The sequence below is a fragment of the Sinomonas atrocyanea genome (assembly GCF_030811715.1).
Taxonomy (GTDB): domain Bacteria; phylum Actinomycetota; class Actinomycetes; order Actinomycetales; family Micrococcaceae; genus Sinomonas; species Sinomonas atrocyanea_A.
Window position 1 is genome coordinate 180,043 of record NZ_JAUSRH010000005.1, and the last position, 11,204, is coordinate 191,246.

The 11,204-nt window shown below is 70.9% G+C and carries 11 protein-coding genes; 6 read left to right on the forward strand and 5 right to left on the reverse strand.

What is annotated here, in order from left to right:
- Position 1: 1 nt before the first annotated feature.
- From J2W21_RS10270 to J2W21_RS10285, 4 genes are read right to left on the reverse strand one after another with little or no spacing between them, the layout of a single operon-like run.
- Positions 2–919 carry a sugar phosphate isomerase/epimerase family protein gene (locus J2W21_RS10270; protein ID WP_307114418.1) on the reverse strand — a complete coding sequence of 306 codons (918 nt, stop codon included), beginning with the start codon at positions 917–919 and terminating at the stop codon, positions 2–4.
- Positions 916–1,305, reverse strand: coding sequence for a C-glycoside deglycosidase beta subunit domain-containing protein (locus J2W21_RS10275; protein ID WP_307114419.1), 390 nt, complete (start codon positions 1,303–1,305; stop codon positions 916–918). Before J2W21_RS10275 ends, J2W21_RS10270 begins: the two co-directional genes overlap by 4 nt.
- Entirely contained in the window at positions 1,298–2,860 is a 1,563-nt protein-coding gene (locus J2W21_RS10280; RefSeq protein WP_307114420.1) for a GMC oxidoreductase, read from the reverse strand. The genes J2W21_RS10275 and J2W21_RS10280 overlap by 8 nt, the downstream gene beginning before the upstream one ends.
- 4 nt (positions 2,861–2,864) lie before the next feature.
- Complete coding sequence (locus tag J2W21_RS10285; protein WP_307114421.1) at positions 2,865–3,878, reverse strand: VOC family protein; 1,014 nt, start codon at positions 3,876–3,878, stop codon at positions 2,865–2,867.
- A gap of 267 nt (positions 3,879–4,145) precedes the next feature.
- Here J2W21_RS10285 and J2W21_RS10290 point away from each other — a divergent pair, with 267 nt between their 5' ends.
- From J2W21_RS10290 to J2W21_RS10315, 6 genes are read left to right on the forward strand one after another with little or no spacing between them, the layout of a single operon-like run.
- Positions 4,146–5,132: a fumarylacetoacetate hydrolase family protein gene (locus J2W21_RS10290; RefSeq protein ID WP_307114422.1), complete on the forward strand. Its 987-nt coding sequence runs from the start codon at positions 4,146–4,148 to the stop codon at positions 5,130–5,132.
- On the forward strand, positions 5,129–6,109 hold the full coding sequence (locus J2W21_RS10295) for a cyclase family protein (protein ID WP_373423098.1): 981 nt from the start codon (positions 5,129–5,131) through the stop codon (positions 6,107–6,109). The genes J2W21_RS10290 and J2W21_RS10295 overlap by 4 nt, the downstream gene beginning before the upstream one ends.
- A 15-nt stretch (positions 6,110–6,124) precedes the next feature.
- A complete protein-coding gene (locus J2W21_RS10300; protein WP_307114423.1) occupies positions 6,125–7,267 on the forward strand; it encodes an FAD-dependent monooxygenase in 1,143 nt (380 codons plus the stop codon).
- On the forward strand, positions 7,264–8,304 hold the full coding sequence (locus J2W21_RS10305; RefSeq protein ID WP_307114424.1) for an amidohydrolase family protein: 1,041 nt from the start codon (positions 7,264–7,266) through the stop codon (positions 8,302–8,304). The genes J2W21_RS10300 and J2W21_RS10305 overlap by 4 nt, the downstream gene beginning before the upstream one ends.
- The gene (locus J2W21_RS10310; RefSeq protein ID WP_307114425.1) at positions 8,301–9,281 is read left to right on the forward strand and encodes a fumarylacetoacetate hydrolase family protein; all 981 of its coding nucleotides are present in this window, start codon (positions 8,301–8,303) and stop codon (positions 9,279–9,281) included. The genes J2W21_RS10305 and J2W21_RS10310 overlap by 4 nt, the downstream gene beginning before the upstream one ends.
- Positions 9,274–10,182 (forward strand): alpha/beta hydrolase, encoded by a 909-nt coding sequence (locus tag J2W21_RS10315; protein WP_307114426.1) that lies wholly within the window; start codon positions 9,274–9,276, stop codon positions 10,180–10,182. Before J2W21_RS10310 ends, J2W21_RS10315 begins: the two co-directional genes overlap by 8 nt.
- A 40-nt stretch (positions 10,183–10,222) precedes the next feature.
- On the opposite strand, the gene J2W21_RS10320 is transcribed toward J2W21_RS10315, so the two are convergent.
- Positions 10,223–11,149, reverse strand: coding sequence for a LysR family transcriptional regulator (locus tag J2W21_RS10320; protein WP_307114427.1), 927 nt, complete (start codon positions 11,147–11,149; stop codon positions 10,223–10,225).
- Positions 11,150–11,204: the final 55 nt, after the last annotated feature.

The following is an 11,204-nucleotide window of genomic DNA, read 5'->3' on the forward strand; positions in this document are numbered from 1 at the left end:
TTCAGCTCTGCTTCTCAGCGGCGAGGAGTCGCAGCAGCGCGTGCTGGCGTCGCAGCTGGTCCGCGGCCCGGCCCGTCGCGTAGTCGCCCTCGTATTCGCTCGAGAGGTAGCCGCTCCATTGGTGCCGGTCGAGCACGTCGAGGATCTCCCGCCACGGGATGTGGCGGTCCACGAGCTCGTCGTCGATCTCGTAGAACTTCGCCTGGATGTGCACCACCTTGTCGATGACGTCCTCGAGGTCCGAGACCGGGACCACGGGCGTGATCGGCGGCCGGGCGGAGCCGTCACCCAGACGGCTCGCGACCCCGCCCCCCCGGCGGTGCATCGACGTCTGGAAGACACCGGTGTCCATGAGCAGCCCGAAGTGCTCGGTTCCGGTGCGGTCGATGAATCCGAGGTAGTCGTCGACGACCTTGGACTTGATGACCGAGGGCCAGTGGATCTCGGGGCAGATGACCACGTCGAGCTCGGCCGCGAGGTCGAGCACGCGTTCGGTGGCCGGCTCCCAGACGGGGTCCGGCTCGAGATCGGAGGTGACGACGCCGAGCTTGGGGCGCAGGAAGCGAAAGCCGAGCCGGGCCGCGAGCCGGAGGTCCGTCTCGAGCTGGTTGACGGCCTCATCCTCGGTCAGGCTCCGCCCGGCGAAGCGGCGTGTGTCCACCCACGAGCCGTAGCACGTGGGCTCGAGCCGGTACCGCTCGAGCGCCATGAACCAGGAGTCGACCCACTCGGCCTTGGGTCCGGGGTAGCCGGGGATGTGCGCCTCGCCGAGGATCTCAATGCCGGTGGCGCCGAGGTCGGCGACGTCCTCGATGCAGTCCTCGAGCGTGAGCGTGACGCCGTACTCGTTGGTGTAGCTGTAGAGCGAGACGCCGTACTTGAGGTCGGCACTGCCCGCTGCTGTCGGTTGCGTGCTCATCGTGTGATCGCCATCCTGCGTTCCTCGGTCGAGATCGTGGGCTGGAGTTCTTCGGGGATGTAGGACATCCGCAGGCGGAGGTCCACGGCCACGTCATGGAATCCGACGCCGAGGGGCTCCGACGCGGGGACGATGAGCGTGGCCGGCTCGTCGACGGCCCACCGCAGCGAGGTCGACGACGTCAGCTCGCCGAGCGTGTACTCCTCGCCGCCGAGGCGCCAGCGGACGGACTCCGCGGGGTAGGCGACGCCGTCGACAGTGACCGAGGCCCCCTCGAGGAGGCTGGCCCACTGGCCGCGGTAGTAGGGGAGGCGGACCCTCAGTTCGAAGCCGCCGTCGTCGCGGTTCCGGAATCCGCGCGTCTGGATCATGGTCGTGTCAAGCACTTCTTCCTCCTTCGGTGTCGGAGACGAGCTGCGCGCCGAGACGCGCCGCGATGTCCCGCGCGCCGCCGACCGCGAGCGCGACCGACGTGAGCGTCGGGTTGCACGCGATGGGCGTCGGGATGACGTTGTTCCCCGCGACGTAGAGCCCGTCCACGCCCCAGACCTGGCTCGTGGGCCCGCAGACCGACGTGCCGTCGTCGTGGGCTCCCATGCGGGTAGTGCCCTGGTAGTGCAGGGACGCGCCCGGCGCCAGCACGAGCGGCGCGTCGCCGATGGGCCGACCGAGGGCGCCCGCGGCGCGCCGGATCGCGGCCTGTGCCGCGTCGATGGTTGCGTGGTCGCGCTCGGTGAGCCCGTAGTGGACGGCGACGGCGGGAAGGCCCCACTCGTCCAGCCGCGTCGGCGAGAACTCGAGCCGGTCCTCGGGGCGGAGGTCCTTGGCGCAGAACCAGCCGAGGCCCACGATGGTGCCGGGCGCCGGTTCGTCCTCGTCAACCAGCGGGATCGGCGAGGCATCGAGCTGCATGACCTGCCCGTGGAACGGCTCCCTGTCCGTAAACGGGACCCACGAAACGCCGCCCTGTTCGACGATCGTGCCGTCCTCGGCCGCGCGCCGGTGGTCCACCTCAGCGTCGTCCACTCCGTCAAGGCGGACGGCGAAGACGATCTGCGGCTGGTCGTTGAGGTACCGGCCGAGGGCCTCGGGCCGCACCTCGGAGGCGAAGAGCAGCTGGGGCGTCCGCAGCGCGTCGGCTGCGACGACCACGGCCCGGGCCCGGACCTCGTGGGCCTCGCCGCTCTGCCTGTCGAGGACGCGCACTCCCACGGCGCGTCCGTCCTCGACGAGCACGCGCTGCACCTGGGCCTCGGCGAACAGCTCGAAGCGCGGATTGGAGCGGGTCACGGCGCCGAAGACGACATCGGGGCCGCTCCAGGCGAGCGACCCGTCGTCGTGCACGGTCACCGCCAGGGGCATAGGGGCTATGCGCCGGCCGGGTGCCCGGTCGCGGTCGAACTCGGCGGCGAGGCGCTCCCGGACGACGTCGGCGAACGGCGCGCCGGCGAAGGGGTCCGGATTGACCCCGAGGATCCGCTGGGCCTCGCGCAGCCAGTCGTCCAACTCGGGCAGGAACCCGATGCGCTCCGACTCGCCGGGGACCGGGCACGCGCAGGTCCAGTGCGCGCCCATGCCGCCGACGTTCGCGGACATCGCGAGGGCCGGCATGCCGGCGCCGTCGGCGGGATCCGGGGACTCGGGGAGCAGGAACGTGCCCGGCCGCACGACCCGCCGCGACGGGTCCGCATAGGAGCGCTCCCCCGCGACGACCGTGTGGGGGTGGAGCCCCTCCGAGCCGCGCTGGGCCCGCGCCCGGGCGGCGTCGTCGGCGATGTTCTTCACGTGGAGCCCCGGCGGGTCCGCCAGGAGCGGCCCGACCTCGAACATCGCGATCGTCGCCTCGGGCAGCCGCTCGCTCAGGATGCGTGCGTAGGCGGCCCCGGTGGGGCCGCTGCCGACGATCGCGACGTCGACGGCAGCGGGGAACGAGCGCGCCACCGGGTCAGCCCCGGCCGTGCTGGGCGTACGGGTTGAGGAGCGCGTCGCGGATCTCGTCCGGCACGCCCTCCTCCGTGGCGCTCGGGCCGTCGGCGGCCGGGAAGGACTCGGTCATCGACATCGGCATCGCGCTGTTGCGGTAGAAGTTGTTGGAGCCGAGGGACGGCTTCCACGTGTTCGGCTCCCAGTCCGGGACGTAGTTGCGGTAGCCGCCGGTGTTCATCTCGATGCGCAGGCTCGAGGGCTCGCGGAAGTAGAGGAAGTTCTGTTCGCCGATGCCGTGGATGGAGGGCCCGTACTCCATCGGCGTGCCATTCTCCATGAGCACGTCGGCGGCCTGGAGGAGGTCCTCCCTGGTGTCGACCCAGAACGCGTAGTGGTTGACTCGGCCGGCGCGGGTCGAGCCGTCGAGCACGACGCCGAGATCGTGGGACTTCTCGTTCGTGGTGAGGACGCTGAAGACCGAGAGGGGCGCCTCGTCGAGCACGGTGCGCGCCATGATGCGGAAGCCGAGGACCTCGTTGTACCAGGCGGCGAAGGCATCCACGTCCGAGGCGGCGATGGTCACGTGGTCGAGCTGGCGAGGGGCACCGAGGTGCCGGCTGCGGCGGCCGGGGCGGTCGGGGTAGATCGAGGCGTTCGCCTCGGCCCGGTAGTGCTCGACGTCCCAGTGAAGCGTCATCGAGTGGCCCCACGGGCCCACGAAGGTGTAGCCCTTGCCGAAGGCCTGCAGGTCGACCCACTCGCCCGCGATGCCCTTGGCCTCGATGCGGCAGACGGCTTCATCGAGCGCCTCCGCGCTCGTGGTGCGCCAGGCCATCGTGGCGAGCGAGGGCTCGCTGCCCGGCTTCACGACCACGCTGTAGCGGTAGTAGTCGCCCCAGCAGCGGAGGTAGACGTCCTCGCCGACCCGGTCGACTACATCGAGGCCCACATGCTCCTCGTAGAACTTCACCGACTTCTCGACGTCCGGGGCGGTGATCGCCACATAGGAGAGGTGGGAAAGCAGTGTGATCATCATCGATCCTTCCGTCTGTGTTCCGGCTCAGGGGGGCCGGGCTTTGCCACCACGCTAGTGAGCGGCCGGCTATAAAGGAAGTGCGGTTTGACTATCTGCTACATCATTCAAAATGATGTCACGCGAGCCCAAACAACATCACCAAAATCGATGTGCAGCATTGCTGCATCGATCTTGGCTTTGCCTTCGTGGTAGGGCAGAGTGATGGATGTGCGCGGCGCCACACAGTGGCCCGCGCGAGCAGCACAGCGATGAGAAGGAGCAACGATGCCCCCCGAAGACGACGCGGCCCATCTCGCACACGGGCCCGTGCCGAAGTTCGCCCTCGTGCGGTACGAGGAGGACGGCCGCACCCTTCCCGGCGTCCTGACAGAGGGGCGGGTGCACGCCCTCGACCTCGCCTCCCTCGGGCTCAGCTGCTTCAACGACCTCTTCGAGCACTGGGACGAGGTCGCTCCCCGCATCCGGGAAGCCGCGCACGACGCCGGGCGTCCCCTCGAGGCGGTGACGCTCGCCGCCCCGGTCGAGCCCCGCCAGCTCCTGCAGACCGGCGCGAACTACCGCACCCACGTGATCGGCCTCGTGGTCGGCCACCGCTCCCCCGACGACCCCCGGTCGGTCGAGGAGGTCCGCGAGGCCGCCGCGACCATGATGGACGAGCGCGCGGCGCACGGCGACCCCTATTTCTTCATCGGCCTCCCGCAGACGGTCGCGGCGCCCGGCGCCGACCTGTCCCTCCCCGCGTCCAGCGACCGGCACGACTGGGAGCTCGAGCTCGCGGCGATCATCGGCACGCCGGCCTTCCGTGTCTCCCGCGAGGAGGCCATGGACCACGTGTGGGGCTACACGATCGTCAACGACATCACCACGAGGGACCTCGTGTTCCGCAAGGACATGCCCGAGATCGGGACCGACTGGTACCGGGCGAAGAACTCACCCGGGTTCAACCCCACCGGCCCTTTCGCCGTGCCCGCCGGGGACCTGCCGGCAGCAGACAGCTTCACGCTCCGGCTGGACGTCAACGGCGAGACCATGCAGGCCGCCTCCACGGACGACCTGCTTTTCGGCCTGCCCGCCCTCGTCTCCGCAGCATCCCAGACCGTGCCGCTCCTGCCGGGTGACCTGCTCCTGACCGGCAGCCCGGCCGGCAACGGGCAGGCGCGCGGCATCTTCCTCCGCCCCGGCGACGAGCTCGTCGGCTCGATTTCCGGGCTGGGGACCCAGCGCTTCCGCTGCGTCGAGGGGGACCAGTGACCACCACGCCGCAGATCGACTGGAGCGACCCGGACAACGAGATCGCACGCGCCGCCAAGGCCTGCCGGAACTGGGGCCGCTGGGGCGAGGACGACCGCCGCGGCACCGCGAACTTCATCACCCCCGAGGGCCGGCGCGATGCCGCCGCCCTGGTGCGCCGCGGCGCCGTCTTCAGCCTCTCGCAGTCCTTCGACGAGCATGGGCCGCAGAACGGCTGGCGCCGCCGCACCAACCCCGTGCACACCATGCTCGACACCGGCCTCGACGCCGAGTTCGGTGACCAGGGGTTCCCGCACGGCATCGGCGGAGCCGACGACGTCATCGCCATGCCCCTCCAGGCCTCGACCCAGTGGGACGGCCTCGGCCACATCTTCGACCGGGGCAAGGCCTGGAACGGCCGCCCGGCCGGCCGCGTCGTGACGAGTGAGGGCGACCAGGTCACCGGCATCGAGCACATGAGCTCGGCGCTGACCGGGCGCGGCGTCCTCCTCGACGTGGGACGCCATCTGGAGGACGACGGCGAACTGCCCGACGGCTTCGCGATCACCGCCGAGCATCTGGAGGCGACCATCGCTGCCCAGGGCGAGACGGCCGAGGTACGCCGCGGCGACCTGCTCCTGGTGCGCACCGGCCGGCTCACCAGGGCGCGGCGCGAAGGGTGGAACGGCTACGCCGGCGGTCCCAGCGCCGGGCTCTCCTTCACGACGGCCGGCTGGCTCCACGATCGCGAGGTGGCCGCGGTGGCCACCGACACGTGGGGGTTCGAAGTCCGGCCGAATGAGTTCCACAACGCCTTCCAGCCCCTGCACCAAGTGGCCATCCCCAACATGGGGCTCACCATCGGGGAGCTGTGGGACCTGGACTCCCTCGCGCAGGACTGCGCCGCCGACGGTGTCTGGGAGTTCCTGCTCGTCGCGGCGCCGCTCAAGGTCACCGGCGCCGTGGGAGCGCCCGTCAACCCGATTGCCATGAAGTAAGTGAAGGAGCCCGTCATGCCCGCTGTCTCGCACGTCGGCGTCGTGGGCGCCGGCTTCGCCGGCGCCGCCGCCGCCATCCTCCTCGCCGAGGGCGGCGTCGAGGTCGATCTCTTCGACGCCAAGCCCGAGGTGAGCGCCCTCGGTTCCGGGATCACCATCCAGGGCAACGCCTGCCGCATCCTCGACCAGCTCGGGGTCTGGGAACAGGTGCAGGAGAATTCCTACCCGTTCGACATCCTCGGCCTCCGCGCCCCGGACCCGGAAGGATCGGTCATCGCCGTCATCCCCGACGCCAAGATGGGCGGCGAAGACTACCCCGCGACGATCGGCATGTACCGGCCCGACCTTGCCGCCATCCTCGTCGAGCGGGCAGAGAAGGCCGGCGTCCGGCTGCACTGGGGCGCCAAGGTCGACAGCCTGCGGCAGGACGAGACCGGCGTTGACCTCGAATGGATCGAGGGCGCCACCCGGCGGACCGGGCGCTTCGACCTCGTCATCGGCGCCGACGGACTCCACTCCGCGGTGCGTGAGCTGATCGGGATCGACGCGCGCCCGCAGCAGAACGGCATGGGGATCTGGCGCGCGTTCGTGCCGCGCCCCGAGCAGGTCACCCACACCGACCTCGTCTACGGCGGCCCCTGCTACATCGCCGGCTACTGCCCGACCGGTCCCGACCGGATGTACGCCTACCTCGTCGAGGAGGCCCAGGACCGCACCGTCCTGAGCCCCGAGGAGCAGCTCGCCACGATGCGGACCCTCGCGGCCGGCTACCACGGCCCATGGGACGAGGTCCGTGCATCGCTCGGCGCCGACTCCCGCATCAACTACACCTGGTTCACGCGCCACCTCATCGACGGCCCCTGGAACCGAGGGCGCGTCGTCGTCATCGGGGACGCAGCCCACAGCTGCCCACCCACGATGGCGCAGGGCGCGGCGATGTCCCTCGAGGATGCCGTGGTGCTCGCCGAGATCCTGCTCGCCTCCGAGGGGCTGGACTCCTCGGTCTGGGCGGAGTTCCAGGACCGCCGCCTTCCCCGCCTGCGGGAGGTGGTCGACGCATCCTCGCAGCTCGCCGACTGGCTCATCGCCCACGAGCGGGACGCCGACGTGCCCGGCCTCATGCGGCGCGTGGCCATGACCGTGAGCCAGCCGGCATGAGCGCCGGCATCGGTGCGGGACAGCGGCCCGTGGTCGACGTGCACGCCCACGTCCTCCTGCCCGCGCTCCAGGCCTCCGCGCAGCAGTCCGATCCGGAGGGCTTCGCGGCCGCTGCAGACCTCGACCTGAAACGCCAGGGCCCCGAGTCGGCGGCGGCCTCGGGACGGATGATCGGCGAGCGCTTCGAGCGCCTCACAGTCCTCGGCCGGCGGCTCGCGGACATGGACCTGGCCGGAGTCGACGTCCAGGTCGTCTCACCGTCGCCCTCGCACTTCTACCCGTGGGCAGGCCGCGACCTCGCGGATCGGAATGCCCGAGCGGCGAACCGCGCCGTCGCCGCCCTCGTCGCCGAGGCCCCCGATCGCCTCGTAGGGCTCGGGATCGTCGCCCAGCAGCACCCGAATCTCTGCCCGGACCTCCTCGACGACGCACTCGGCATGGGGCTGGTCGGGGTCGAGATCTCCTCGTTCGCGCAGGACGTGGAGCTGAGCGATCCCCGGCTCGACGCCTTCTGGTCCCGGGCGGAGGAGACGCAGGCGCTGCTCTTCCTGCACCCCTTCGGCTGCAGCCTCGATGAGCGCCTGGACCGCTTCTACCTGTCGAACACTGTGGGGCAGCCGGCAGAGAACGCCGTCGCGCTCTCGCACCTCATCTTCGGCGGGGTCCTCGACCGCCACCCCGGCCTGCGCATCGTGGCTGCTCACGGGGGCGGCTACCTGCCCACCGTGATAGGGCGCAGCGACCATGCCTGGCACACCCGGCCCGACTCGCACTCGTGCGCGGAGCCGCCGTCGTCCTACCTGCGGCGGATCTGGTTCGACTCGCTCACCCATTCGCCCCGTCAGCTCGCCGCCCTGGTCGAGGCCGCTGGGCCGTCCCAGGTGCTCCTGGGATCCGACTACCCCTTCGACATGGGGGCTGAGGATCCCGTCGCCGCCGTGCTCGCCGCCGGCCTGGACGACCGCGAGGCCGACGCCCTCCTTCGGGGCAACGCCGCGACACTGCTGGCCGGCATCCTCGAAAGGAACCCGTCGTGAAGCTCGCACGCTGGCAGTACTCCGACCAGGTGGAGGAAGGCCTCGTCATCGACGACCGCGCCGTCCCCTTCACCGACGGCGTGGGGATCCAGGACCTGCTCGACTGGGGGCTGGCGCGCGCGCTCGAGTACGGCCGCGGCGCGGCGGGCGGAGCGGGCCGCCCGCTGGCGGACGTCGTGCTCCTGACCCCGCTCCGGCCCCCCGCGATCCGCGACTTCGTGGCCTTCGAGGAGCATGTCGAGGGTGTCGTGCGGAGCGTTGACTCCTCGAACGGGGTAGTGCCGCAGTGGTACGAGGCTCCCACGTTCTACTTCACCAATCCCCACACGCTCCTCGCCACCGGCCAGACGCTGGTTCCGCCCGCGAGCGAGCGCCTCGACTTCGAGCTGGAGGTGGCCGCCGTCGTCGGCGGTGTCCCCGGGAGCGACGGCCGCAGCCTCACCCCCGAGGAAGCCCAGCAGCACATCTTCGGCTATGCGGTGTTCAATGACTGGTCCGCGCGCGACCTCCAGTCCCGCGAGATGCAGGTCCGGCTCGGGCCGTGCAAGGGCAAGGACTTCGCCTCGACGCTCGGGCCGTGGATCACGACGGCGGACGAGGTCGCGGACCGCCTCGACGCGGACGGCTTCCTCGACCTGGCCATGGCGGTCTCGGTCAACGGGCGCGAGATCGGTCGGGACACACTGGCCAACATGGGCTGGCCGTTCCGCGACCTGCTCGCGTACGCGTCCCGCGACTCCCGCATCGTCCCGGGGGACCTCCTCGGGTCCGGGACCGCAGGTTCCGGGTGCCTCGCCGAGCTGTGGGGCCGCGCCGGCGAGCTCACCCCTCCCCCGCTGCGACCCGGCGACGAGGTGACCCTGACGGTCGAGGGCCTCGGGACGGTCACCAACATCGTCGGCCAGCCGCTCCCCTCCCCCGCAATCCCCCGGGCCCGGCAGCGGCCCGGCTCGAAGGCGGTGAAGGAGCATGCCTGACATCGACGACCTCCGCCGGATGTCGGTCGCCGAGATGATCGGCTGGCTCACGGCCAACGGCGAGCCCGACGATCCGCGCACGGACATCGACACGGCCTCGCTGGTGCGCCGGTTCCCGCGGCTCGCCGGCGTGCAGATCACCGACAGGAGCGTCCCGGGACCGCGGGGAGACCTGCCCACCCGCATCTACAGCGACCCCGCGAGCACGCCCACCGGATTCGGACTCGTCTGGTTCCACGGCGGCGGGTTCGTGGGCGGCACCCTCGATATGCCCGAATCGCACTGGGTCTCGATGGAGCTGGCCGCGCGGGGGATCCCCGTCGTGGCAGCGGACTACACGAAGTGCCTAGGCGGCGTGCACTACCCGGCGCCCTCCGACGACGCCCTGGCCGTGTTCGCCGACGTCCGCCAGAAGAGCATGGAGCTCCTCGGCGTTCCACCGCAGCGGCTCCTGCTCGGCGGCGCGAGCGCCGGCAGCGCGCTTGCCGCCGGTGCCGTCGAACGGCGCCGCAGGGCGGGCAACGATGTACCGGCCGGCCTCCTCCTCGTCTATCCCGCGCTGCACCCCTCCTCCACTCATCCCGGGCAGGAACCGGATGCGGCGGCTCCGCATGGCCAGCTCGCGCTCAACTTCGCAGGCTCGGCGGAAGCCCTCGCAGATCCCTGCGTCTTCCCGGGCCTCGGCGACGGCTACGGCTGCCCGCCGACGCTCGTCGTCGTGTGCGAGGAAGACGATCTGCGCCCCTCCGGCGAGGCATTCGCCGAAACGCTCCGCACCGCCAACGTCGCCGTCGAGCTGTACCTGGAGAGGGACGCGCACCACGGGCACATCGATCGGCCCGAACTGCCCGAAGCCCACCGGACTCTCGACCGGGTCACCGAGTGGGTCGGGCGCCTCTGATTCCTCCGCCCCCGGTCTCACTCGGGAGCAGCTCCGTCGGTCAGGACGCCGCGGCCTCGTCCGCGACGTTCCCATGCAGGCGGAACTGCTCCCGCATCCAGTGGTGGCCCGGATCCTCGTCGTGGGCCGGGTGCCACCAGAGGGCGTCCCGGAGCGGCACGATGTCGAAGGGCGGCTCGATGAGCCGCAGATCGCCGAGCGCCGTCACCCTGTCGGCGAGCGCTGCCTGGATGAACCCGATGCGCTCGGTGCCGGCGATGAAATAGGGCAGCGCGAGGAAACCCTCCACCACGACGTCGACGTGGGGATCGATCCCGGACATCTGCAGCTGGCGGGCGGCCGGCGTGAAGGCGCTGCGGCTCTGGTAGGTGAACACCCAGGGCAGCTCGCGCAGATTCGCGATGGTCAGCTGCTCCCCGACTGCCTCGTTGTCCTTGGCGACTACGCAGAGCCAGTTGTCCTCGAACACGTCGATGCCGGACAGTCCTGAGGTGAAGCCGTGCGGCAGCAGGATGCCGTCGACCGTCCGCAGGGTGTCCAGGCGATCCTCGACGATGGCGGGCGTGTGCTGCATGAACCGGAACCGCACCGACGGAGCGATCTCGCGGACCGCCGTGGAGACCCGGCTCCCGATGGCAGCGAAGGCGTAGTCCGAGCCGTAGATCTGGAACTCGCGCGTGGACGTCGACGGGTCGAAGACGGCCTCGCTCGCGAAGACCTTCCTGGCGGCGTCCAGCGCGTTCGCGGTGGGGTCGGCCAGGCGCGCTGCCAGCGGAGTGAGGCGGTAGGAGTTCCCGTCCCGGACCAGGAGCTGGTCGTTGAAGTGGCGCCGCAGCCGGGCGAGCGACGCGCTGAGAGCTGGCTGCGTGAGGCCCAGCTTCGCCGCGGCCTTCGTGACGCTCTTCTCGGACAGCAGGGCATCGAGGGCGACGAGGAGGTTCATCTCGGGGCGGAGCATCGATCCCATCATCCTTCCGAGTATCGGCATCGTTAGATATAAGCCGACTCTATACTTCAACCCC